This window comes from Rhizobium sp. S96, from assembly GCF_030382195.1.
Classification (GTDB): domain Bacteria; phylum Pseudomonadota; class Alphaproteobacteria; order Rhizobiales; family Rhizobiaceae; genus Rhizobium.
In genome coordinates, this window is the sequence record NZ_JAUDRY010000006.1 from 1 (window position 1) to 25,186 (window position 25,186).

Sequence of the window (25,186 nt, forward strand, 5' to 3'; positions counted from 1 at the left end):
GACGATCATCCTATTGCGCCCCTCCCTTCCATGGTCGCAGCGCGCGGCTGACGCTTTTTCATTGCTCATTGTGCCGGCAGTGCCACCGGATCAGCCCCGCTTACCCCCGCTTACTGTTTACCATCGATGTATCGATGTCGTAGCGCATTGTTATCTTTTTCAATTTACTGCAAAGCGAAGCGAAACGTGACTTTGCTTCGTCCAGTTATGACATGGTTAACAAATGCATTCAAACCATTTGCTGAGGATTTCGCGTCGGAGGACGGGCGCATCTTCGAATGCAAGCCTATCCGCCCGTGCTGACGTCGAGCTTGCCGTCATATCCCAGCTTGCCCCAACAGGCATCTCACATCGGCGCCATGGCCGTCAGCATCTGCCCGTGAACCCCTGATCGGCACGCTTCGTTCTGCCGCCAGCTAGCCGCAGACGATCAACTGCAGAGCAATCGGCGCCCAAACCATTGGGGCGCGGTAGTGACTGCTGCTCCTGCAAGTGTCAGCGTTGCTCATCTTCCGTCGTCGGTCAACTGGCTGATTGTACTCCCGGCTTCGAAGCCGGTCTGCTCTGGCGATCGAACAACGCTTGGGCGCAATACCGTCTCGCCTTCCATGAGAGTGCTGGATCATTCTCGTGAATTCCCGACGCTTGCGATCAAAGCTGTCGAGTTCAAAGAATATTTTGCGTCCTTAGAAGTTTGCGGCCGTCACCAACAGCGAGCGCGGCTCGATGAACCCAGCTGCCGGTCATAAACGGAGCTTGCTGCGCGCCAAAGCTCACCGACAGCGGGCTCCCTCCCCCACTGCGCAACGCGGAGTTCCCTGTCTCGGGCTGTCCGAACGCGAACATATCTGCCGTCCATTTTTATCGCCGAGATGCAAGCCAACGGCCAGTCCAGGGCCCGAACCCATAGGGGCGCATTGAGACCGGGACCGGTGCAAATGCCACCCGCCGTCGCGGCAACCTCATCAGCGCTCAGAAGAGATACCTAGATGGGAGGTTACTCACCCCTACTCAAGCCCGGCTTCCGACGGCTATACCTCCGACCGCAATGCGCTATAGCACCGACTTTCCCCTCGAATAGGCAACCCTGTCCAGAGCTTCACGATCGGGTTCGTTAGACGAGCTGCGGAAGAGGAGCGCCGACGTATCGCCCCACGCTGACCTCGGAAGATAATCTTTCTGGCATCTACTATCGATCGCCTGGCAGGTTGGCGCGCGGCGATGTCGCCATTCAGCTCAAACAAGTGGTGAGCGCCAGCCCCTGCACGGTCAAACGGCCGTCGTGCTATCGCAATCTGATTGATTCTGATGGGAAACAGCCTCGGTCGAGACGCTTACAGGAATACCGACTCCCACGAATTGAGGCTACCGATGTACCGGTCACACCGTTCGGCTCAGGAAGCCGGCTGTGTGCGGAGGTAACTGCGCGCGGTTTTGTGCCTACCCGTGACGGTTCATGTCACTGACGACCCAGCGAAAGAATACAAAGGCACCCGCAGCGATCCAGATCAGGGGCGAGATATCATCGAGCATCATGCTCATTCTCCTATCGATAATCCGACGCTGACTAGAAAACACCGGAACGTCTTCCACCTCATTAATATCGGACCCCTAGGTGAACTAAACTTGCACACAGGATGAACCGAGCGTTAAGTCGCCGGACAAATGCCAGCAACAAACCCCGTATCGATGGACCAACACCCCTGGCCTGTTTTGGCGTCCAACCACACCCGAAGACCGCGTAGTTCGTGACGACACCTTCCCTAATGCTGGTATGGACGAGACCTCTCCGTCCTTAGGCTCGAAGATTGCCGAGACCAAGTGGCGGGCGGCACGGCCATACGCCAGGGGATAGCCGTCGCTTTAACCTCCTCGGCGAACTGATCGCGGCGGCTGGAAGCTCCCCTCGCCCGCAACAAGTGGAGCGAGTTTTGGAGACGGGAGACGCACATCCTTGGTCGGCTCCAAGCCTCGCGAGTTGCGAGAGCCTGCCCCATGCACTCCTGAAGACCAAAAGCAGCAGGAAGGCGAAAAACCCTGTAGGCCGCGGCCCACAACACTAAGCGATTGATGAATATATACTTTTCGGAACGGCGGCCTTTCACCAACTTGACGGACCCTTGGCGTCGTCATGCGCAGGAAAACCGACCGCAACGCCGCGTGATTGCCGAATCGCGCAAGCGGTTGGCACAGCCGTCGCCCTACGAGATCACTGGACGGCGGGTCATCGGAGCACCGGAGGTACTCTCCGCTAAGCAGGCCCTTAGCGAGCCGGCATCAAACGGGCCAGAATGACAGCCCGATTCGGGGACGAATTGGAAGAAGACCGCTGTGGGTCACGGCCCACGGCTTTAAGCGGCTGAGTATCAACAGTTTTCTCGAGTCCGGCTCTCAGAGTGCTCTGCGTGCACAACATTCCGCATCTCCTGGGCGTAGGAGCTGGCAAGCGAACGGGAATGCCAGTTCGATCGGCTACAACGGCCATTGTGACGATGGCCGAACGGACGCGCAAAGAATGAACTACCGAGACGGGATAGGAGAGGCGGGCTACTACCCGGATCGAGGACCGAGTGGCACGCCAGGTTCCGGTCGCTAAAAGCATTCGTGCGGTGTTGAACACCTGAACGTCCGGCTGACGTCCGAGCGGCTGGCATCTTTCAGCCACCGTATTCATTCGCCGGTGCGAGATCGGTCGGGCTCGTTTAGGTCACGATGCCAGAGAGTGAGAGCGCGCGGTCGTGTCGACTGCCATATCGCTGCGCAACATGCCGGCGCGCCAGCCAATCGCCAATCTGCAACTCGACACACAAGCGAACTCCCGCTCGGGTTCATGCCGACGGCGCCTCTACTCGATGGAGCTCTGCGAGCGGAGCAATTCGTCACTTTATGGGTTGTGCTGCCTGTGCCGGTCGCGGCTTAGCAATGCAGCCCGGATCTGTTCCGTCTTGGTGAGGCTGGGCGGGACTGCGGCTATGGCGATGGGAGCAGGGGAGGGCTCCTTGCTTTGGAGCAGGCTTTGATACCGTTGCTGGGCGACTAGGCGATCGGCAGTCGAGACCGGGCCTGTGCTGCGGCCGTGAAGATCGAAGCGCATCGACTCCGGCTGGGCGGTCGCGAGGTAGTAGCGCTTGGAATGCAGATAAGAGCCGGTGGCCCGTCGTAGGGCGGTCACGTTCGCATCTGGCCTCAGAAGAGGTCGGATCTCGTTCCAAAGCCCAAGCGCAAAAGGCTTGATCGGGTCACCGATTGTGGAGGGGAGGATATCGATCGGCTGCAACAGGAGGGCATTGATCGCTTTCGCCTTCAGCAGATCTGTTTCGTTTGCCGCGATTGGTCCGCGACTGGATGTCCAGAGTTTCGTCATCGATCACCTCGTCTCCGTCCGGTCCTAGGAGAAGATCATGAAGACAATTTGACATCGCCCCCCTCCAGTGGAGCGCGGTCCACGTACGCGACGAGAACAAGTTGGAGATTTCAGGGCCTGAGACGGTCGAAGCATGCTTGAGGGCGGCGATTTCAATGCCGAGATAGCATATTCAATCATAAATTGTGTTTTTATCTGCTACAGGTTGCTGCGGTCACCGATCTTGCGGAACCTGAAAGCTCTCAGAGCTGGGTTAGACGGTGGCACGCCACGTCATCGTCCGACATAGGTTCGCGCTAACGCGCGCTGCCTAACCGCACTGCCGGCGCCGATATCTATGCCCGCAATTCTCGCATAGGACATTCACCCACATGTTTGATCGGCCTACAGCTCGATCAACCGCGCCGCAGTGAACTTGTCGGTAACGAGCGTATCGATCACCCGCGCACGCAAGGCGCCTGCGATCGCGACCGTCTTCTTCTGTCCGCCGGCAAGTGCGATCACCCGGTCGATGTGCGATAGCTCATCGAGTGAAAGGCCGATGACGCGCTCGTCGAGAGGAGTCTTTACGGCCTTGCCCTGTTTGTCGAAAAAGCGCAGCGAGATGTCGCCGACCGCACCGGCCTCCGCGAGATCGGCGAGCTCTCGAGACGAAAAGATGTTGCCGGACCTTGCGAGCAACTCGGATGGCTCGACAGCGCCGACGCCGACGATGGCAAGCGTTATGCTGGCAAAGAGGTCAAAGGTCTCCCGTACGAACGGGTCAGCCATCATCAGGAGTTTCGCCTCGCGAGACGACGCCAAACCCTGGACGGGAAGGAGCTTGGGTTCGGCGCCGGTGATCCTCGCGAGCCGTGTCGTCAGCTGCGTCGCATGTGTCTGCACCGATGGATCGCCCATGCCCCCCAGCGTCTGGACGATGAACTTCGCCTGGGCACTCCTCTGCGGGTGGATGGCCTCGACCATCTTGAAGATCGTCTGGCTCCAGCTCGATACGCCGATGATTTCGCCGGGCGAGAGCGTCACCTCCAGCAGGTGGGCTGCGGCTTCGCCGATGCGCGCCATAATTGCGCCGTCGCGATCTTCAGAACACTCGACAACGATCGCCTCCGGCAGGTCGAACTTGTCCCGCAACTCCTTCTCCAGATCGGAATAGGTGCCGACCGGCGGGATCACGCTTGTCCGTACGATGTCCTCGGCCTCGGCACGCTTCAGCATGCGCGACACGGTCGCCTGGGAGAGCCTAAGATGCTGAGCGATCTCCGCCTGTCGCCGCCCCTCGATGTGATACATCTGGGCCACTCTGGAAATGAGACGGAGTTCGTTCAGTCGAGTCATCGTTGATCCCAGTGTGAATTTTTATTCACCTTTAGCGGGTGTCAGCGCCAACGTCGAGCGGCTCAATGCATCATTCCAGGTATTCAGTAGCGTGGCGCGATCGGCGGCTTCGGGCGCGATGGTCTGCGTGCTGCGCGGCAGTGCCGCGATGACCTCAAGATCACGCCATAGGCCGAGCGATAGCCCTGCCAGATAGGCGGCCCCTAGGGCCGACGCCTCAGGTGCTTCGCACTGGATGACGGCGTGCTCGATGAGGTTGGAGACGCATTGCATCAGGAACCGGTTTTGGCTGGGGCCACCATCGACATAGAGGGCCCCGAGTTCGCCGCCGCTCTGTGCGCGCATCGCCCGGATCACGTCGTAGACCTGAAATGCAATCGAGTCCGTGACGGAACGCGCCATCTGGGCACGGGTCGTGCTAAAGTTGATCTGCGAGAAGAGGGCGCGCGCGTCGGAATTCCAGTAGGGCGCCCCAAGTCCGACAAACGCCGGCACGAAACCCGGGCCATTTGCTTCGGCGGTGGCTGCAAGGTCAACAAGCGAGGCAACGTCCGGCAGGCCGAGAATACCCGCCATCCACGGCAGGCTTGCCGCGGAAACGAGAATGTTGCCCTCGAAAGCGAACGTGGGCTTGCCGCCGATCCGCCACGCAACCGTTGTGGTGATACCGTTCCTGGGAGCGATGAACGAGGGGAGGGTGGTCATGACGGACGATCCCGTCCCGAACGTCACCTTGCCATCGCCGGGCTTGAATGCCCCGTGGCCGAAGAGAGCGGCATGGCTGTCCCCGATGGCGGCGCGGATCGGCGTGCCGTCCGCGATACCCGGGAGACCCAGCGTGGTGCCGAAGTCGGCAGAGCTATCCATCACCTTGGGAAGCAATGAAATGTCGACCCCGAAAATCTCCCCGAGCTCGGCACTCCAGGTTTGTGCCTGCAGGTCAAACAGCTGGCTTCGTGCTGCGTTCGAAGCGTCGCATGCGTGCAAGCGGCCGCCTGTAAGGCAGTGAATCAGCCAGCTGTCGATCGTTCCCAGCCGGATCGGACGCCCCTTCGGCGCGCGATCGAGGAGCCAACGGAATTTCGAACCGGGAAACATCGGGTCCAGGGGCAGGCCCGTCAGCGCCTGCACGCGCTCGAGGCGCCCCTCGGCGATGAGCCGTTCACAATCAGACGCCGTGCGTCTGCACTGCCAGCTCAGGACAGGTCCGAGGGACTCGCCTGTTTCCGCGTCCCAGGCTGTGACTGACTCGCGCTGGTTGGAGATCGCGATCGCCTCGACAGTCACATCGGCCGCCGAGTTCAAGCAGGCTTCGATTGCCTCGCAAACGGATGCATAGAGGCGGCGCGGATCTTGTTCCACCCAGCCGGGCCTTGGATAGGAAATGCCAACGGGCGCAGCCCCCCTTGCTAGAACCTCACCCTTTTCGGAAACAAGAACTGCCTTCGAATTGGTCGTTCCCTGGTCGATGGCCAGAATAGCCCGCATCGTATCCTCCAGAAAATTACGGGCCGGGGCGCCTATGCGTCCCGGCATGATGGCGTGCTATCGCTTACTTGCGCTTGATCAGCGCCTGCGCGGCATCCGCGATCGCCGACGGAGCCATGCCGAATTCGTCGAGCAGGAACTCGGCCGAACCGGTCGGAGCATAAATGCCCGGAACGCCAAGACGCTTCATCGGCACGGGAGCGTTGTCAACGACAACCTCGGCAACGGCCGAACCGAGGCCACCAAAGATCGAATGTTCTTCGGCTGTCAGGATCGCTCCCGTTTCCTTCGCGGCGGCAATGATTGCCACTTCGTCGATCGGACGAACGGTTGCCAGGTTGAGGACGCGAGCCCTGATGCCACGTTCCGCGAGGATCTCGGCAGCCGTCACGATACGGTGCGTAAGCGTGCCGTTGGCAATTAGCGTGACGTCGGAACCTTCGCGCAGCAGGTTGGCCTTGCCGAGTTCGAACTTATGGCCTTCGGGAAGAAGGTCGGGAACGCCGACACGCGACAGACGCAGGAAGCAGGGGCCATTGTAGCTCGCCGCCCACTCGACCGCCGCCGCCGTTTCGATGCGGTCACATGGCGCGATGACAGGCAGGTTCGGAAGCACGCGCGTCCACGCGAAGTCTTCGATCGAATGGTGGGTTGGCCCGAGTTCGCCATAGGCCATACCGGAGGAGATACCGACAAGCTTTACGTTCGCGTTTGAGTAGGAAATGTCGGCCTTGATCTGTTCAAGCGAGCGACCGGTCAGAAACGGGGAGGCGCCGCAGACATAGGGCAGGCGACCGCCGTTGGCGAGGCCGGCGCCAACACCGACCATGTTCTGCTCGGCGATGCCGACGTTGACCAGGCGATCCGGAAACTTCGACTTGAAGCCCCCGAGCTTCGACGATCCGACTGAATCGTTGCAAACCGCGACGATCGTTTCGTTCTCGGCTGCCAGACGCTCGAGCGTTGCGGCAAACGCATCGCGGCAGTCATACAGCTTGGGTGCATTTACTGGCGCGTTCATTAGAGTGCCTCCGACAGTTCTGCCAATGCGATTTCGTACTGTTCCTTGCTCGGAACCTTGTGGTGCCAATCGACACGGTCCTGCATGAAGGAGATACCGTGTCCCTTGTTGGTATGCGCGACGATGCAGTGCGGGCGGCCGTTGCTCCGATGCTCAAGAGCCGGAACCACTTCACGCATGTTGTTGCCGTCGATTTCAGTGACTTCCCAACCGAAAGCTTCGAGCTTGGGACGCAGCGGCGCGATATCGTTCGTATCGGAGAGCGACGCGCCCTGCTGGAAGCGGTTGTGGTCGATGACCAGGGTCAGATTGTCCAGACGGAACTGGGCTGCAGCCATGATGGCCTCCCAGTTCGAGCCTTCCTGCATCTCGCCGTCGCCGGTGATCACATAGGTATGGTAGTCGGCGCCTGAGAGCTTGGCGGCCTTCGCCATGCCCACGGCCACGGGAAGGCCGTGTCCAAGCGGTCCGGTGTTGGTTTCAACGCCGGGAACCTTGTTGCAGTTCGGATGCCCGTTCAGCCGCGAGTGCGGCTTCAGGAAGGTGGAGATTTCCTCTTCCGGGATGAAGCCGCGCTTGGCCAGCGTGACGTAAAGCGCACAGGCCGTGTGCCCCTTGGACAGCACGAAGCGGTCGCGATTGGGATTCTTGGGTTCGTCCGGCCAGAGGCGCAGCACGCGGAAATAAAGCGCGGTCAACAGGTCGATAACGGACATCTCGCCGCCAATGTGGCCAGCTCCCGCCTCGTAAACGGCCTGGAGGTCGCGCAGACGTATCTGGCGAGCGATACGTTCAAGTTCCGGTAGCTCCATTGGGTTGTTTCCTCTCGTGCATATTTATTCATGTGGTTATATTTTTGCACATGAAGAGGGTTAGTCAAGCCCCCTGAACGATTTCTATTCGCCACCGAGGCCCAGAAACGCTGTTGACACCGAATGGGCAAGTTTGTTAATGAATTTTCCAGCAGGCATGAATATTTATTCGTGCTTGAAGATTTATAGGCCGCGGCCTTAGTCTCCAGGGAGGAATGATGGTGGCGATCGACGTAAATGAGCAGAGCCGTCCGTCTGGCGCATGGGTCAGAAAGCTCACGGGAGCCACGGGCCCCCTGATCGGACTCCTCGCTCTGTGCATATTCCTGACCTTCAGCACCGATGCGTTTCTCTCGCTTCGGAACGGTCTCAACATCCTCGACCAGATCACGGTACTCGGCATCATGGCCGTCGGCATGACCTTCGTCATCCTGATCGGCGGCATTGATCTGTCGGTCGGATCGGTTCTGGCGCTCTCGATGATGGTGATGGGCTGGACAGCCAACGTCGCCGGCATGCCGCTTGCCGTCGGGATCGTCTTTGCCCTCTTGGCGTCCGCCGTGAGCGGACTGATCGTCGGTATTCTTGTAACCTGGTTCAGGGTCCCCGCCTTTATCGCGACGCTTGCAATGATGTCTGCCGCACGTGGCGTGGCGAATATGATCACCGATGGCCAGCAGATCGTCGGATTTCCCGATTGGTTCATGATGCTTGCCATCGACCGGCACTTCGGAATCCTGACAGCAACCGTTTTCCTGATGCTTGCGGTCGTTCTAGTGGCCTGGATCTTCCTGCATTTCCGTTCGGAAGGCCGGATGCTCTACGCGGTCGGCGGCAATCCTGAAGTCGCACGTCTCGCCGGTATCAATGTTCAGCTCGTAACCATCGGCGTCTACGTGATCAGTGCGGTCCTGGCAGGTCTCGCTGGCATCGTTTTGGCAGCAAGGCTCGACTCCGTTCAGCCGTCGAGCGGCTTTGGCTACGAACTTGATACCATCGCAGCCGTCGTGATCGGTGGAACGTCTCTATCCGGCGGGGCAGGGGGCATCGGTGGAACGCTGATCGGCGTGCTGATCATCGGGGTTCTGCGCAACGGTCTCAATCTGCTCAATGTCTCGCCATTCCTGCAGCAGGTGATCATCGGCATCGTCATCGTTCTCGCAGTTGGCGCCGAGACCATCCGTAAGCGGCGGGCTGCCTAGCAGCCGCCGGCCCGCCGCACGGGCGGGCATCAAGAATTCCTCTCCGAAAGGTTTGGAGCGGATTACTGCCCGAGGGGGAGGATACCCAAGGGTTCATCAACGAAGGAGGAAATAACATGAACTTTGCGCGCACATTGCTCGCTTCCGCAGCCATTCTCGGTCTGACCCTCGGTTCTGCCCACGCAGCCGAAGTGAAGAAGCTCGGCCTCGCCGTCGCGAACCTGCAGGCAAACTTCTTCAACCAGATCAAGCAGGCTGTCGAAGACGAAGCCAAGAAACGCGGCATCGAGGTCGTTACCGTCGATGCAAAGGGTGACGGCCCGACCCAGGTCAACCAGATCCAGGACCTGCTCACGCAGAAAATCGACGCCCTGATCTATATTCCGGCAGGTGCTGCTGCCGCGACTGTTCCGGTGAAGCTCGCAAAGAGCGCCGGCGTTCCTGTTGTGAACGTCGACCGCAACGCCGAAGGCGCACCGGGCGACACGTTCCTTGCAACGGATTCCGTCGCTTCCGCCAAGGCAGTTTGCGACTACATCCTCAAGGAAGCCGGCGGCAAGGGCAAGATGGTCATCATCCACGGCCAGAAGGGCACGACGCCGGAACAGGACCGCTCGAAAGGCTGCGCTGAATCTCTCAAGGCCTATCCTGATGTGAAGATCGTTGCTGAGCAGTATTCCAACATCTGGGGTCAGGACGAAGGTTTCCAGATCATGCAGAACATGCTGCAGGCAAACCCTGATGTCTCGATCGTCTTTGCCCAGGCTGACGCCCTTGCGCTCGGCGCCGCTCAGGCAATCAAGGTTGCAAACCCGTCTCAGAAGATCGTCGTCGGCGGCTTTGACGGTGACACCGCTGCACTCGAGGCTCTGAGCAAGGGCGTCTTCGACGTCACCGCAACCCAGCAGACACAGAAGATGGGCCGCGACGCAGTCGCAAACGCCATCAAGCTCGTTGCTGGTGAAAAGGTACCGCCGGTGCAGCTCATGGACGCGACCTTGACGACCAAGGAAAACGTCGCAGGCTTTATCGCCAACCATCCGTAATGCAGTCTTAAGTCTCTAGGAGGTGTGTTGTGACCGAGCCGGTTCTTTCCCTGAGGGGCATATCCAAACGCTACGGACCACTCCAGGTTCTGAAAAACGTGGACCTGGACGTCTATCCCGGCGAAGTGGTCGCACTTCTCGGTGAGAACGGCGCTGGCAAATCGACGCTTTCGGGCATCATTGCCGGGTCACGCACGCCATCCGAAGGCACGATGACATGGTTGGGGCAGCCCTATGCCCCAACCGCGCCGCGCGACGCAATCGACAAGGGTGTCGTCCTGATCCACCAGGAACTGCAGCTTCTGCCGCACTTGTCCATTGCCGAGAATGTCTTCATCGGTCGTTGGCCGATGAAGAACGGCGTAGTCGACCGGGCGCAAATGGTCCGCCGCGCCCAGGAGCAGCTCGCCCGACTGAATCTGCATATTCCAGCGACCCGAAAGGTCGCTGGTCTTTCCACCGCCAACCAGCAGCTGATCGAAATCGCCAAGGCGCTTGCTCTCAACGCCAAGCTTTTGATCCTCGATGAGCCGACTGCCGCACTGGGCGGCGCCGAAACCGAAGCGCTGTTCGAGCAGGTCAGAAAGCTTCGTTCCGAAGGCGTGGGTATCATCTACATTTCCCACCGCATGGAAGAGATCAAGAAGATCACCGACCGCATCGTCGTCCTGCGCGATGGCGAGCGCGTTCACGAATTCGCAGACAGCGCGACGCCCGTTCGGACAATCGTCGAGAGCATGGTGGGCCGTTCGCTCGATCGCATGTTTCCACCTCTTCCGGAACCGTCCAGTCGGCCGGTTCTTCAGGTATCCGGTCTTACGTCACCGGAAGATTCGTTCCGTGACGTCACGTTCGACGTTCATGCCGGCGAAATCCTCGGCATTGCCGGCCTCGTCGGTGCCGGCCGCACCGAACTTGTTCGCGCGATCGCAGGCGCGGATCCCGTCAGCGCTGGATCGATCAAGCTCGAAGGCGTGAACCTCAAGCTTCGCGACCCGGCGGACGCGATATCCAGGGGGATCGTCATGGTACCCGAGGATCGAAAGGAACAGGGGCTCGTCGTCGGGCATCGCATTGGCGAAAACATCATCTACGCGAACCTCGACAAGCTCGGCAGCGGCTGGATCACAGCCGGCATCAAGCGCTCTTTCGCCGACAAAGCGGTCGCCAAGTTTGGTGTCAAGGGACGGGCGGAGCAACTTGCATCGGATCTCTCGGGTGGCAACCAGCAAAAGGTCGTCATCGCCAAGTGGCTGATGCGCGATCCCAAGGTGGTCGTTCTCGACGAGCCGACGCGAGGGATCGATGTCGGTGCACGAGCCGGTATTTACGACATTATCGCCAATCTCGCCCGACAAGGCGTCGCGGTTATCGTCGTCAGCTCCGATCTCGAAGAGGTTCTCGGCGTCTCAAACAGAATTCTCGTGCTCGCTCAAGGCACGCAGGCAGGCATTTTGTCCCGTGAAGAGGCAAACGACGTCTCTGTCATGGAACTGGCAACAATCTAGGAAAACAAAGAAAGGAAGAGCGGTGTCCGACATCACTCTGAACGCGCCGAAGCTTTTCGATCTCAGCGGCCAGGTCGCCATGGTGACCGGCGCCGGAAGCGGTATCGGTCAACGAATTGCAATCGGTCTCGCCCAGTGCGGCGCGGACGTTGCACTGCTTGATCGCCGCACCGACGATGGCCTGGCAAGCACCGCCAAGCACATCGCGGCCGCCGGTCGCCGCTCGATCCAGATCGCCGCCGACGTCACCAGCAAATCCTCGCTCGCCGACGCCGTTGCCCGGACGGAGGCAGACCTCGGCGCGCTGACGCTCGCGGTCAACGCCGCCGGGATCGCAAACGCCAATCCCGCCGAAGAGATGGAAGAAGACCAGTATCAGACGTTGATGGATATCAACCTGAAGGGCATCTTCCTTTCCTGCCAGGCCGAAGCTCGCGCCATGCTCAAGAATGGACGCGGCGCAATCGTCAATATCGCGTCGATGTCGGGCGTTATCGTGAACCGCGGACTGAACCAGGCGCACTACAACGCGTCCAAGGCGGGCGTGATCCACATGTCAAAATCGATGGCGATGGAATGGGTCGACCGCGGCATCCGTGTCAACACGATTTCGCCTGGATATACCGCGACGCCGATGAACACCCGGCCCGAAATGGTTCACCAGACCAAACTTTTCGAAGAGCAGACACCGATGCAGCGCATGGCATCAGTCGATGAAATGGTCGGACCGGCCGTGTTCCTGCTCTCGAACGCCGCAAGTTTTGTCACGGGCGTCGACCTCCTCGTCGATGGCGGCTTCTGCTGCTGGTGATCCGATGAAAAAGCTGATCGCAGGCAACTGGAAAATGAACGGTCTCGCTTCCTCCCTGGCTGAGATCGTCGCGTTGAAGGGACTAACGGGCAGTACGGCGTGCGATATCGTCGTCTGCCCGCCCTTCACGCTGATCGACCGGGCGGTTGACCAGGTCGAGGAAACGAACATCAGCATCGGTGCGCAGGATTGCCACGCGAAGGTGTCCGGCGCCTATACCGGTGACGTCTCCGCTGAGATGCTGGCAGATGCTGGCGCCCGATACGTCATTGTCGGACACTCCGAGCGGCGCCTTGATCACGGCGAGGACGATGAAATCGTCGCGGCCAAGACCGCCGCCGTGCATCAAGCCGGGCTCATCGCGATTGTTTGCGTGGGCGAGACACAAAGCGAACGCAACGAGGGAAGGGCGATCGAAGTCGTCGGCGAGCAGCTGCGTGGCTCAATTCCCGCCGGCGCCACCGCAAGCAACACCGCGATCGCCTATGAACCGGTCTGGGCGATCGGTACCGGGCTCGTTCCAACGCTCGAACAAATCGCCGAAGTCCACTTGTCCATCCGAAGGCTCCTCGTCGATGCATTGGGCGCCGACGGTCGGACGGTTCGCATCCTCTACGGCGGATCGGTGAAAGCAAGCAATGCAGGCGAGATCTTCAGCGTCGCGAATGTCGACGGCGCCCTCGTCGGCGGAGCATCGCTCAAGGCAACAGATTTCGCAGGCATCATCTCGGCGGCCGGCTGATCCGGCACCACCAGAAAGACGGCGGCTTTCCAAGCCGCCTTAGCTGACACCATGAAAGGATGACAACATGAGCCGCTTCGACAACAAGACCGTGGTGATCACGGGTGCCAGCCGCGGGATTGGGGCGGCGATCGCCAAGCGTTTTGCCAGGGAAGGCGCCAATCTGGTCGTCTCCGCAAACGAAGATTCGGTCCACGCCGTGGCCGAGCAGATCAAGTCGGACGGTGGAAAGGCGATCTCCTTCGTCGGCGACGTCACCGACAAGGCAAGCGTCAAGGCTCTCTACGACGCCGCCGAAACAGCATTCGGTACAATCGACGTCTCGATCCAGAATGCCGGCGTGATCACGATCGCGCGCATCGAGGACATGACCGAGAACGAATGGGACAAGGTTCTGGCCGTCAACACCAAGGGCGTCTTCCTCTGTGCGCAGGAAGCAATCTTGCGGATGCGCAAGCACGGACGTGGTGGCCGCATCATCAATACCGCCTCTGGCCAGGCACGCGACGGCTTCATCTTTACCCCGCACTACGCGGCTTCGAAAATGGGTGTTGTCGGCATTACCCAAAGCCTTGCCAAGGAAGTCGCGACGGAAAAGATCACCGTCAACGCGTTCTGCCCCGGCATCATCGAAACGGACATGTGGGCCTATAACGACCAGGCATGGGGCAAGCTTCTCGGGAATTACGCTCCCGGCGAACTCATGAAGGAATGGGTCGAGGGAATTCCGATGAGGCGCGCAGGATCGGGCGAAGACGTCGCCGGCCTTGTTACCTTCCTTGCCAGTGACGACGCGGCCTACATCACCGGCCAGACCATCAACGTCGATGGCGGCCTGATCATGTCGTAGCCGTTATTCGGCGACGGGGAACAGTGTGTTCACCGATGGAACTTCGTCCTCATTGATTGAACGCGCCGAGCCCCCTTGCGGAACCGGCTATCGATTGTCTATGTTACATTTGTTCTCAGGGCGGGGTGCAATTCCCCACCGGCGGTATCGAGGAAACTCGGAGCCCGCGAGCGCCTTCGTGAAAACGAAGGGTCAGCAGATCCGGTGAGATGCCGGAGCCGACGGTTAAAGTCCGGATGGAAGAGAGCAACGCAGCGAACGCCGCCTTGGGTGCGGTGTGTCGTGTGCTTGTTCGCCCAAGGGATGATGATGGCTGTTGAAGGCCATGCACGCCGGTCAAACGGCTAACCCTTGAAAGGCACGATGAATGACTATTTCGAAGATTGAAGACGCGGTTGCCGCGATTGGCCGTGGCGAGATCGTTGTGGTCGTCGATGACCGGGACCGCGAAAACGAAGGCGATCTGGTAATCGCCTCGGAAGCGATCACGCCTGAGGCGATCGCATTCATGATGAACCACGCTCGTGGACTTATCTGCGTCGCGATGGAAGGCGAACGGCTCGATGAGCTCGACATTCCGCTGATGGTTCCTCGCAACACCGAAGTTCTGAAGACCGCATTCACCGTCTCCGTCGACTACATCCCGGAAACGACGACCGGCATTTCAGCCGCCGACCGGGCAGCGACCGTCCGGGCGCTTGTGCGGGAAGGGACCCGTCCCGAGGAGTTCGCCCGTCCTGGTCACATCTTTCCCCTGCGCGCCCATCCGAATGGGGTCCTGTCTCGCCCGGGTCACACCGAAGCGGCCGTTGATCTTGCGCGGCTGGCCGGCCTTTCCGCTTCCGGCGTCATCTGTGAAGTCGCGAACGACGACGGCACGATGGCGCGCCTTCCCGACCTTGAGATTTTTGCAGAACGCCACGGCCTTCATCTGATCACGATCGAAGACCTGATCGCCTACAGAACCGCAGCCGCTCTGCCCGTGAAGGCGGCCTGATCTCCAGTCACAATCTCGTCTCGAAGCGGCAAGGTTTTCCGCTTCGAGACGACTACAAATGCAGCGCCCAGCAACTGTTTACAGATTTGGTTTGCGCGCCTCTTTTCATAGAAATCTCCGCCTTCTCCGAAACCTTTTAGCTCCGACGCAGCAGGCATTTCCCTTCGAGAAATGCGTACCCGCGCGCCATCCTCGATGCTCTGTCGTCAGAGCTCGACGACGCAGACTATTCGGCCTGGTGTTTTGGTCTCGACGAAAATTGGATGAAACCAATAGAAGGCTCGAACGTTTATGTCTCTGAAATCAATGGAGAATGTAATGAAGAGACTTATCGTCGCGACCGTTCTTGCTATGTCATCGCTTGCTGCAACCGCTGCCCCTTCTTACGCTGACAGCGTTACCATCCGCATTGGCGAGCCGGGTCGGAGTGACCACAGATATTACCAGGACCGCTATCATCACGACCGACATCACGTGCGATATGACCACTGCTGGAAACAGCCGTACCACGTGTGGAGCCACCATCACCGGATAACGAAATACCGCACCGTTTGCCGCTAGGCGAAAAAGGGCGGGGGAGCCGCCTCTCCATTCTGGGGAGGCGGCTATTTCCGGGAAATAACACAGCCACTCCTCTATCATTCCAACGTCGGCCGGACCGGTTCGCGAACTACGCTCCCAGCAAGCAGTCGTTGTGAAAAGGGCATCGTTCAGCACCTCGCCGGTGCGCAATCCGCCCACGGCTATCCTGCCTTCAGGCCTCTTTCTCCGTTCGCCTTGAGCAGCGCCATGATCATCGGCCCGAGCGAAAATTCGCCACGTTCCGTCCGACGGGTCAGATCGCGGAGGTAGGCACCCGGAGAGTTGATCATGTTCGCCCGCTCCAGAATGCAGGCCACGGTCGCCGCCGCATTCTCCGGCCCCATGATTTCACAAGCATCTTGATAAGCCGACGGACTGATCCCCAGCATCGATCGAACCACCACGGCCGCCGACATAAGATCGCGCCAACTCGCAATTGCTCCGCCCGGTCCGTAATCAGACACCTGGGGGCAGGCCTTCAGCACGACCCCAAGCGGGAAAGCCTTCAGCCGCTCACTGGTCGGTCGGATCATTTGGCTCGATTTCGCCCCCGGCTCTTTTTCAGAGCTTGGTTCAAGTTCATTTGAGAAGTTGGGGTTTGAATTTTGTATGTGCCGCTCGATATGAGCATCATTGGTGCTGGTATTTTCTGTTTTCTCCTGATTTTCCAGCCCGTTGAGGATCTCTTGCTTCAACATTTCCATTTCATCGAGCACTCTCGTCACGTCGTCGATCGATGGTGCGCGCGGGAGACGAGCGATTAGCGCGATATAAATGGCTTCGACAGCCTGCCAGTCACCGTCAGCCCCCTCCTCCATCGCTGCCGTTATCAGCTTGCGTACGTCACGACGGCAAATCGTCAGGTTCTCCTTGGCCTTCCTGAAGGCCGCACGGGCCGCGACGACCTGCTGGGCCAACGCCGCGAGCTCTTCCGCACGGGCAAGCAGCGGGGAAAGATCGAAGCCGAAAGCGCTCTCGACATCGCCGGCGTCATCCTTGCGGGCGAAGCGCTTGCCGTTGGCGCTGTCCTTTCGCACGATCAATCCGGCGTCGACAAGTGATGCCAGGTGGCGCCGAAGCGTGGATCCCGGCATGCTGTGGGCTCTGAGCGACAGCTGCACGTTCGAAGGGAAGACGATCAGTTGCGCGTCCTGGCGCAGTTCGTTTTCCGGATAGAAGCTCAACAATGCGTCGAGGACCGCGAGGCTGTTCGACTGCAGCCCGAGCGGTTCCATGGCCGCCGAAGCGTCCCGCATGACTTTCCATTTGTCCGCCGATTTGCCCGCCTTGATCTCCGCGGTCGCCTGTTGGCGCCGCACGAGAGCAAGCGATATCGGCCGCCGCCCGAAAGGCGTCGTCACACTTCCCGTTTGCATCGTCTTTCACCTTTCAGCAGGCAAAAGAAATCCGCTCATCAAAACGATGCCAAAGACTCTTGACGATGATTCCCGGAAATGCGATTCTACTGGTGCTTAGACAGATAGGGGCTTCCGAGACGGCGACGTTTTGGGGGCTCTTTTCTTTTGCGGGTTACGCTTCCTTCTTTTGTTGATGCTTGGCCCGGTACTCCGCATAGAGCGCCGGTACGTGTTCCAGAACGAAGGCCGCGAAGTCTGGCGTTGCCTTCCTGTCAATCATGATTTCAACCTTGGCCTTGCTCTGCTTGACCTGCGCCAGCCGCGCGCCGTCAGGCGCTGCGAGAACGTCGGGCACGCCGCGCGCAACAATACGCCGCGGTTTCAGGTGAGTAACGACTTCCTTGAAGCGATCCTGCGAGGCAAGGGCACGAAGACCAAGCGCGAACTGGGTGGCTTCCTGTGGCGCCGGCGCCTTCTCGAGAAGCTCGACCAACTCGATCCAGCTCCGCCGTCCGACACCCGGGGCCGGCCCGATCGCGTCGATCAGTTCCACAGGCAACGCATCGACGATATTAAACATCCGCGTTAGATCGCTCTTATCGACCGACATTGCCGCCGTGATCACGTCGCGCGAAAAACGTTCTTTCAGTCGAGCTGCGAACCGGGCTTTCTCGATGAAGCTCAAGTCCTCGCGTTCGTTGTTTTCCTGACCCTGGGCGATCACCAGCTGCTCGTCGGTCAGGTCACGCACGATCGCCTTGACCTGACGCCCCAGCTCCGTGATGGCGCGAAGACGACGATGGCCGAAGGCAACCTGGTATTGACCTGGCTGCTCAGGGTGAGGACGCACGAGGATCGGAACCTGCTGGCCCTGCTCACGGATCGAAGCGAGAAGGCCGTCGATATCGCCTTCCATGCGATCCTGCACGAAGGATGGTTCGATGCTCGCCGTATCCAGCTCGATTACCGCCTGGCCTTCAGCCAGCTTGCGTTCGATCTCGTTGGCACGACGGCTGCGATCGTTCAGATCCCCGAGCGATTTGCTGACAGCCGCCATCGGCTTTGATTTCGACGCATCCATAAGCGGGCGGATGGGTGGCGGCGGGGCCGCAGGAAGCTGATCCTGCTTTCCCTCACTGTGCAGCAAGGAGAGAAGGTTCTTTCGGCTCATGATCTACCCCATGTCGCCTTGATCAAGGACTCGATCTCGGCGTTGACGTTGTTCATCGACTCGAGCGCCCGGTCGTAGGTCGAACGCGTGAACTGGCTGCGTTCAACCTCGAAGAGCGTCTGATTTGTTATCCCCGCGTCGGAAACGGCCGTGCTCTTCAGCATTGGATTGACAAGCACATCCTCGCCGAACATCGAGCGGAGGAATGCGACCATCTGGTTCTGGGGACCGTCGGTCGGCTCGAAACGGGTGACGAGATACCGCATCCAGTTATTGCGGTCTTCAGCACCTGCTTCGGCGATTTCTTCGAGAAGCGCGCTCGTCATGGCGAGGAACTGGTTCATCGACATGACATCCAGCATCTGCGGATGAATGGTGATCAGCACTGACGTAGCTGCGGTCAGCGCAGACAGCGTGAGGAAGCCGAGCTGGGGTGGGCAATCGATGACGACGACGTCGTAAGCGTCCTCGACATCGCTGATGACGGCCTGAAGCCGCGCAAAGAACAGCATGTCGTCGGGCTTGCGCTGGAGCAGAGCCTTCGGTGTGTCGTGCTCGAACTCCATGAGTTCAAGATTGCCCGGGATGAGGTGGAGGTCGGGAATGTAGGTCCCTCGAATGATCTCCTGTACCGGACGGCGCTCCTCGTCGTAGCGAATGGCGCCATAGATCGTTTCATTGACCCCAACGTCGAGTTCCGGCTGGTTGCCGAACAGCGACGAAAGGCTTGCCTGCGGGTCGAGGTCGATGGCCAGCACACGATAGCCACGCAAGGCAAGATACTGGGCGAGGTGCGCGGACGTCGTCGTCTTGCCTGACCCGCCCTTGAAGTTCATGACCGAAATGACCTGGAGCTCCTCACCCTGGCGACGGTGCGGCAGGTAGCGGCCGTTGGATCGCGCCGGCTTGTCCAGATAAGCGCGCATCGCCGCGATATCCTGGACGGAATACATGCGCCGGCCGCCCGCGAGCGCCGGGCTGAATTCGCGTTCCGAGCCTTCTGCGGCCTTTCGTTCCAACTCGACGGCGCTGGTGCGCAGATAACCTTCGGCAACGCCGAGAAGCTTGGCCGCCTCAGACGGCGAGAACGAACGGATCCCCTTGCGAGCATGCGGCTGGAAAATATTGGTCTGATGCTCCTGCAGCTTGGCTGAAAGAGATGCCGAATGCCCCGCGATTTTGGATCGGAGTGGTGATGTTCGGCCAGTTGCGGCCTTTGCGGTTTTCGTCATCTTCTCGCCTGTTAGCTCTCATGTGCGGAAGATGCCCAGCAAAAGCCAAAACTCCGCACGCGACGAATAAGAACCGATTCTATCGCGGGCGCAAGCGTTTTAAGGTTAACGAATTCCTGACAAACCTATTGGTTCTTAAAGGCAAATCAACTCTGAGCGCCCGTACCTCAAGCAGAACAGCCTATTTCGCCTGATCGGCCTCGTCACGGCCACCATGAGAGAAAAATTTCTCAAGACAACGAACAAGGCGAATGCACCGCCAAGAACGCGCCATGCATCATCAAAATGCACCGATTTTCGCGACTCACTTGCGTGACTGCGCGGCGTCGCGTGCACCTTACTCCATCCCCGCCTGCACCTGCCACTAGGCGATGTCCATCGCTCTCTTGTGTTCCTCGACCTCGGCCAAGAGCCAGTCCTGAAACAGGCCGGCCCCGGGCTTGTTGCCGATACTCCGCCGTTGCTGCAGATAATAGCCGGCGGGGTAGGCGTGGCGATTGGCGAACGGCGCGACGAGCTTGCCCTGACGCAGGAGATCCTGTGCCATGATTGTGTCGGCAAGGGCGATCCCCGCGCCATTCATCGCCTCACGCATGATGAGGGTGCAGTCGTGAAGAATGGAGCTCGAGCGCGATGGCACGTACGCAATGGATTCACGCTCCAACCATTGCTTCCAGCGCGTCGTCTCGCATTCGTGGATAAGGTGATGCCGGACAAGGTCGGCCGGTGAGCGGAGCGGTATTGGGCCCTCCAGCAGGGAAGGGGCGCAAACCGGCGTGAGCAGCAGCGGAACCATCATCGTCAGCGCCGGGCCGGCCTTGTAGGCGAACTCGTCGACGATCGCCAGATCAACACTGGCTCGTTTGCCTGATGTCGATATTTCGAGATCGACGGATGGATGCAGGCGACGGAAGCTCGGCAGCCGATCGGCCAGCCAGAGGTTGAGGAAGGTCGGCTCGCACATGAGCTTGACCCGTTGCGCCTTGTCGCCGCGCGGCTTCTCGTAAAGGCTGACGTCTTCCGTCGCGCGCCAGAGCGCCTCGAAGGCCTCTGACAGGCTGCGCGCATAGTATGATCCACGCATCGTCGGGGTCACCTGCCGGAACCCGCGTTCAAACAGATCCTGGCCGAGGGTTTTCTCCAGCGTTCGGATATGCCTGCTGACCGCGGAAGGCGTCAGATGCAACTCTTCCGCCGCGTCCTTGATGCTGCCGAGGCGTGCGGCCGCCTCGAAAGCGCGCATGCCGTTGAGTGAAGGTAAAGCCATGCGCAGACCATGAATTATCACTTGAGTTTTTGTCAATCGATATGAGCAAAATTGGCGCTTGAACGCCTGTCCCGTTCGGCGTTACCGATTTGTGACGAGCCTCTAAGTCGCCATGAGAACACGATTATTCGGTCTCTGGCACGCATCCATCCATCGGTGATGGCTTCCGGCACGAAGCATCGCTTCGACGGGCGGCAAATGCCGTTCTCCGGATCGATGCCCCATGCCTGCAGCAGCCACCTCCGCGTAGCTGTAACAGGAAGCATACCTTCATGCCCCAATCGCCCGTTCCGGTCTTTCAAGCGGTGGATGCAATCTCCGCCGAAGCGTCGATCATCGTGATCCTCCAGCTCGCCGGACAGCCTCTTGGCCCTCGCGCCGCTGAGCTGGATGCCATATTGGGCGGAATCATCACCAGGGCCTGTTCCTCCGAAAAGCTCGCCGAAAACGGCACCTGCATCGAGCTCGTGCCGCCGCAGGCGATATCGACGCGCCGCGTTCTCATCCTGTCCCTCGGGAAACCGGAAGCATTGACTGCGCTGTCGCTTGCGCGAGCGGGCGGGAGCCTTGCTGCTCACCTGGAGGATCTGGGCGAGACAGATGCCACGCTCGTTCTCGATTCCGCTGCTGAAGCGAGCCTCTCGCAGGCTGAGATCCTGGCGCGCGTGGCGCTCGGTATCCGACTGCGCCGCTATCGTTTTGACCTGCGCAACAAGCGCCCCGTGGCTGAGACCGACAAAGCCTGGCACCTGCAACTGGTCGGCGCTGACAAGCATGCGCTCGACGTGGCGCTTGCTCGCACCAACGCCGTTGCCGAGGGGGTCGAGTACGCCCGTACGCTGGTCAACCTGCCGCCGAACTACCTCCATCCCGATAGTTTCGCGGCCCATCTCGCGCCGCTGCGGGAAGCCGGGATAGAGGTTGAAGTGCTCGAGGCCGCCGAACTCAAGGAACTCGGCATGAATGCCCTGTTGGCTGTCGGCGCAGGATCTGTGCGTCCGCCGCGATTGGCCGTTCTGCGCTATCGCGGAAAAGGTTCGGCCGAACAGCCTCTTGCCTTCGTCGGCAAGGGCGTCTGTTTCGATTCCGGCGGGCTTTGCATCAAGGGCGGCATCCAGATGTTCGACATGAAGGCAGACATGGCCGGGGCGGCGGCGGTCGTCGGCCTCCTCCTGTCGCTGGCACGTCAAAAGAGCCCCGTGCACGCCGTCGGTGTCCTCGGCATTGCCGAAAACCTCCCGTCCGGCACCTCACTGAAGCCCCGTGACATCGTCACCACCGCGTCCGGCCAGACAGTCGAGGTGTTCGATACCGACGCGGAAGGCCGGCTGATCCTTGCCGACTGCCTGCACTATACGGCGACACGCTTTGAGCCATCGGTAATCGTCGACCTGGCAACACTGACCTATTCGGTGATGCGCGGCCTCGGATCGATCTTCGCGGGCCTGTTCAGCACGGACGACGCGATTGCGAACGAGATGATCGCCGCCGGGGAAAAGGTCGGCGAACGTTTCTGGCGCCTGCCGCTCGACCGGGCCTATGACGAAGGGCTGAAATCGCCTCTTGCGGACCTGCGCCACCATGCCAAAGACATGGAGGATGGTGATTCCCCTTATGCCGCGGCCTTCCTTCGTCACTTCACCGAGGATCGCCCGTGGGTGCATCTCGACATCGCCGGCAAGGAACTGGCCCCCGAGGATCGTCCGCTTGGCCGGGAAGGCGCCACGGCCTTCGGCGTGCAGATGCTGGAGGAATGGGTGCAGACGAACCGGAAGGGCGCCTAGGCGTCTTCAATCGCGGGAGAAGCGGATATGTCAGTTTCCATCAGCAGCACAGAAGGCCGGGCACCGTTCAGGGGCTATGAAACCTGGTATCGGATCAGCGGTGAACTCGGTGGCGACAAGCTTCCGCTGGTGATCCTGCACGGCGGACCCGGCGTCGCGCACAATTATGTCGATGCCTACAAGCTGCTTGCCAACGACGGTCGGGCCGTCATTCACTACGATCAGCTGGGATGCGGCAACTCCACGCTGCTCCCGGAAAAAGGCGCCGATTTCTGGACGCCGCAGCTGTTCATCGACGAGCTTGAGAACTTGGTAGACCACCTCGGGATCCGCGATGGATTCCACGTGCTGGGACAGAGCTGGGGCGGAATGCTCGGCGCCGAATATGCGGTACAGCGCCCCAAAGGGCTTGTGTCGCTGACCATCGCCAACTCACCAGCCTCCATGACATTGTGGGTCGAGGAGGCCAACCGGCTGCGCGCCGACCTCCCGCAAGACATCCAGGATACGCTGACGCGGCATGAGAATGCAGGCACGACGGATCATGAAGATTACCAGCAGGCGACGATGGCCTTCTACGAACGCCATGTCTGCCGTGTCGTGCCGTTCCCACCCGAGGTAACCGCGAGCTTCGAGCAGGCGGCAAGAAACCCGACGGTCTATACCCTGATGAACGGGCCGAACGAATTCCATGTCATCGGCACCCTGAAGACCTGGAGCATCATCGACCGCCTGCCGGCCATCAATGTGCCGACGCTGATCGTCTCCGGACGATACGACGAAGCCACGCCGGCGACCGTGCAGCCCTTCATGGACGGCATCAAGGGTGCGCGCTGGGAGATTTTCGAGCATTCAAGCCACATGCCGCATGTCGAAGAGCAGGAAGCCTGCATGCGGGTTGTGGGAACTTTTCTCAATCAATACGATCAATAGAAAAAAGGGGATCGAGAATGAAGAAACTGCTTATGACGGCAACGGCCGTAGCGCTCCTTAGCGGCGGATGGCTGGCTCCGGCGCAGGCCGGTTATAATCCGGAACATCGCGGCGGCACCATGCGCCTCCTGGCGCGCTCCGCGGCCGGAACGCTCGATCCGCATATCAACTACACCGATCAGGGCTGGCAGATGTATCAGCCGATCTACGACGGCCTCGTCGCCTTCCGCAAGGCAGAGGGCGTCGATGGTTTCACCATCGTACCGGATCTGGCCGAGGCGCTGCCTGATGTCAGCAACAATGGCACGACCTTTACCTTCAAGCTTCGCAAGGGCATCAAGTTCTCGACCGGCCAGGACGTCGGCGTCAAGGACGTGGTCGCCTCGTTCCAGCGGATCTTCAAGGTTTCCGGCCCGACATCGGGAACCTTCTATGCCGGCATCAACGGCGCCGACAAATGCCTTGCCGATGCCAAGAGCTGCACGCTTGAGGGCGGCGTAGTGGGTGACGAAGCAGCCGGCACGATCACCATCAATCTCGCCAAGCCGGATGCCGAGTTCCTCTACAAGCTCGCCTTGCCGCACGCCGTCGTCCTGCCGGCCGATACCGCGGCCGAAGACATGGGCTCGGTTCCGATCCCGAGCACTGGTCCCTACATGATCTCGGCATTCGACCCGAACAAGGGCATGACCGTCTCCCGCAATCCGCACTTCAAGCAGTGGAGCGAGGAAGCCCAGCCGGACGGCTATCCCGACGTTGTCCAATACGACTTCGGTCTTTCCGAAGAGGCGGCCGTCACGGCGATCCAGAACGGCGAAGCCGACTGGATGTTCGATGCGCTGCCGAGCGATCGCCTGGCCGAACTCGGCACCAAGTTCAAGGAACAGCTCCACATCTCGCCGCTGTCCGCCTGGTGGTACGCGCCGCTCAACACGCGCCTTGCACCGTTCGACAATGTGAAGGCGCGTCAGGCTGTCGCCTTCGCCGTCGATCGCAACACGCTGGTCAAGCTGTTTGGCGGCAAGGTGCTGGCTTCGCCGGTCTGCCAGGTTCTGCCTCCGGATTTTCCCGGCCACGAGGATTATTGCCCCTATACCAAGAACCCCGGTGCAAAGTGGTCCGCTCCTGATCTCGACAAGGCCAAGCAACTCGTCGAGGAATCGGGAACCAAGGGCCAGAAGGTGACGATCATCGTTGAAGACACCGCTGTGTCGCGTTCGATCGGTGTCTACCTCCAGAGCGTGCTTACCAGCATCGGTTATGTTGCCGACGTCAAGCCGATCTCGACCAACATCCAGTTCACCTACATCCAGAACACCAACAACAAGGTGCAGATGTCCGTCAGCCAGTGGTACAAGGATTATCCGGCGGCTTCCGACTTCCTGCATATCCTGTTCGGCTGCGCATCCTTCCGTGAAGGCTCGGATGCCTCGATCAACATCTCCGGTTTCTGCGACGCGGGCATCGACGCCAAGATGCAGAAGGCGCTTGATCTCGGTGTGACCGACCAGAAGGCAGCGGACGCATTGTGGGCCGAGATCGACCGCGAGGTCACCGACCAGGCTCCGGCTGTTGGCCTGTTCACGCCCAAGCGTCTGGACTTCACCAGCAAGCGCCTCGGCAACTTCATGTTCAACCGCCAGTTCAACTGGATGATTACCCAGGCGTGGGTACAGTGAT

At 60.0% G+C, this 25,186-nt stretch carries 19 protein-coding genes and 1 riboswitch; of the genes, 10 read left to right on the forward strand and 9 right to left on the reverse strand.

Annotation, left to right across the window (positions count from 1 at the left end; genetic code table 11):
• Positions 1-2,884: 2,884 nt before the first annotated feature.
• The 5 genes from QTL94_RS07735 to QTL94_RS07755 form a co-directional block, all read right to left on the reverse strand.
• Positions 2,885-3,364 (reverse strand): ProQ/FINO family protein, encoded by a 480-nt coding sequence (locus QTL94_RS07735; RefSeq protein ID WP_289801129.1) that lies wholly within the window; start codon positions 3,362-3,364, stop codon positions 2,885-2,887.
• A gap of 384 nt (positions 3,365-3,748) precedes the next feature.
• On the reverse strand, positions 3,749-4,702 hold the full coding sequence (locus QTL94_RS07740) for a sugar-binding transcriptional regulator (protein WP_065692861.1): 954 nt from the start codon (positions 4,700-4,702) through the stop codon (positions 3,749-3,751).
• A gap of 21 nt (positions 4,703-4,723) precedes the next feature.
• Positions 4,724-6,190, reverse strand: coding sequence for an FGGY family carbohydrate kinase (locus QTL94_RS07745; protein WP_289801130.1), 1,467 nt, complete (start codon positions 6,188-6,190; stop codon positions 4,724-4,726).
• Between the two features lie 64 nt (positions 6,191-6,254).
• Positions 6,255-7,211 (reverse strand): transketolase family protein, encoded by a 957-nt coding sequence (locus tag QTL94_RS07750; protein ID WP_289801131.1) that lies wholly within the window; start codon positions 7,209-7,211, stop codon positions 6,255-6,257.
• Positions 7,211-8,023: a transketolase gene (locus tag QTL94_RS07755; protein ID WP_289801132.1), complete on the reverse strand. Its 813-nt coding sequence runs from the start codon at positions 8,021-8,023 to the stop codon at positions 7,211-7,213. The genes QTL94_RS07750 and QTL94_RS07755 overlap by 1 nt, the downstream gene beginning before the upstream one ends.
• A 218-nt stretch (positions 8,024-8,241) precedes the next feature.
• On the opposite strand from QTL94_RS07755, the gene QTL94_RS07760 reads away from it, so the two are divergent.
• From QTL94_RS07760 to ribB, 7 genes are all read left to right on the forward strand, one after another.
• Positions 8,242-9,225, forward strand: coding sequence for an ABC transporter permease (locus QTL94_RS07760; RefSeq protein WP_065692857.1), 984 nt, complete (start codon positions 8,242-8,244; stop codon positions 9,223-9,225).
• Between the two features lie 116 nt (positions 9,226-9,341).
• Positions 9,342-10,271 carry a sugar ABC transporter substrate-binding protein gene (locus QTL94_RS07765; protein ID WP_065692856.1) on the forward strand — a complete coding sequence of 310 codons (930 nt, stop codon included), beginning with the start codon at positions 9,342-9,344 and terminating at the stop codon, positions 10,269-10,271.
• Positions 10,272-10,300: 29 nt separating this feature from the next.
• Positions 10,301-11,779, forward strand: coding sequence for a sugar ABC transporter ATP-binding protein (locus QTL94_RS07770; protein WP_289801133.1), 1,479 nt, complete (start codon positions 10,301-10,303; stop codon positions 11,777-11,779).
• A 22-nt stretch (positions 11,780-11,801) separates the two neighbouring features.
• Positions 11,802-12,590, forward strand: coding sequence for an SDR family oxidoreductase (locus tag QTL94_RS07775; RefSeq protein ID WP_289801134.1), 789 nt, complete (start codon positions 11,802-11,804; stop codon positions 12,588-12,590).
• A 4-nt stretch (positions 12,591-12,594) separates the two neighbouring features.
• Positions 12,595-13,332 (forward strand): triose-phosphate isomerase, encoded by a 738-nt coding sequence (tpiA, locus tag QTL94_RS07780; protein WP_289801135.1) that lies wholly within the window; start codon positions 12,595-12,597, stop codon positions 13,330-13,332.
• Positions 13,333-13,399: 67 nt separating this feature from the next.
• Positions 13,400-14,182, forward strand: coding sequence for a glucose 1-dehydrogenase (locus QTL94_RS07785; protein WP_289801136.1), 783 nt, complete (start codon positions 13,400-13,402; stop codon positions 14,180-14,182).
• A 107-nt stretch (positions 14,183-14,289) separates the two neighbouring features.
• A riboswitch (FMN riboswitch) is annotated at positions 14,290-14,434 on the forward strand.
• Positions 14,435-14,549: 115 nt separating this feature from the next.
• A complete protein-coding gene (ribB, locus tag QTL94_RS07790; RefSeq protein ID WP_289801137.1) occupies positions 14,550-15,179 on the forward strand; it encodes a 3,4-dihydroxy-2-butanone-4-phosphate synthase in 630 nt (209 codons plus the stop codon).
• 743 nt (positions 15,180-15,922) lie between these two features.
• On the opposite strand, the gene repC is transcribed toward ribB, so the two are convergent.
• The 4 genes from repC to QTL94_RS07810 form a co-directional block, all read right to left on the reverse strand.
• Complete coding sequence (gene repC / locus QTL94_RS07795; protein WP_289801138.1) at positions 15,923-17,137, reverse strand: plasmid replication protein RepC; 1,215 nt, start codon at positions 17,135-17,137, stop codon at positions 15,923-15,925.
• Positions 17,138-17,291: 154 nt separating this feature from the next.
• Positions 17,292-18,290 (reverse strand): plasmid partitioning protein RepB, encoded by a 999-nt coding sequence (gene repB, locus QTL94_RS07800; RefSeq protein ID WP_289801139.1) that lies wholly within the window; start codon positions 18,288-18,290, stop codon positions 17,292-17,294.
• Positions 18,287-19,522, reverse strand: coding sequence for a plasmid partitioning protein RepA (repA, locus tag QTL94_RS07805; protein WP_289801140.1), 1,236 nt, complete (start codon positions 19,520-19,522; stop codon positions 18,287-18,289). Before repA ends, repB begins: the two co-directional genes overlap by 4 nt.
• A 364-nt stretch (positions 19,523-19,886) precedes the next feature.
• Entirely contained in the window at positions 19,887-20,789 is a 903-nt protein-coding gene (locus QTL94_RS07810; protein ID WP_289801141.1) for a LysR family transcriptional regulator, read from the reverse strand.
• 272 nt (positions 20,790-21,061) lie between these two features.
• Here QTL94_RS07810 and QTL94_RS07815 point away from each other — a divergent pair, with 272 nt between their 5' ends.
• From QTL94_RS07815 to QTL94_RS07825, 3 genes are read left to right on the forward strand one after another with little or no spacing between them, the layout of a single operon-like run.
• The gene (locus tag QTL94_RS07815; RefSeq protein ID WP_289801142.1) at positions 21,062-22,573 is read left to right on the forward strand and encodes a leucyl aminopeptidase; all 1,512 of its coding nucleotides are present in this window, start codon (positions 21,062-21,064) and stop codon (positions 22,571-22,573) included.
• Positions 22,574-22,600: 27 nt separating this feature from the next.
• Positions 22,601-23,506 carry a proline iminopeptidase-family hydrolase gene (locus QTL94_RS07820; RefSeq protein ID WP_289801143.1) on the forward strand — a complete coding sequence of 302 codons (906 nt, stop codon included), beginning with the start codon at positions 22,601-22,603 and terminating at the stop codon, positions 23,504-23,506.
• Between the two features lie 17 nt (positions 23,507-23,523).
• Positions 23,524-25,185 (forward strand): ABC transporter substrate-binding protein, encoded by a 1,662-nt coding sequence (locus QTL94_RS07825; protein ID WP_289801144.1) that lies wholly within the window; start codon positions 23,524-23,526, stop codon positions 25,183-25,185.
• Position 25,186 lies beyond the last annotated feature (1 nt).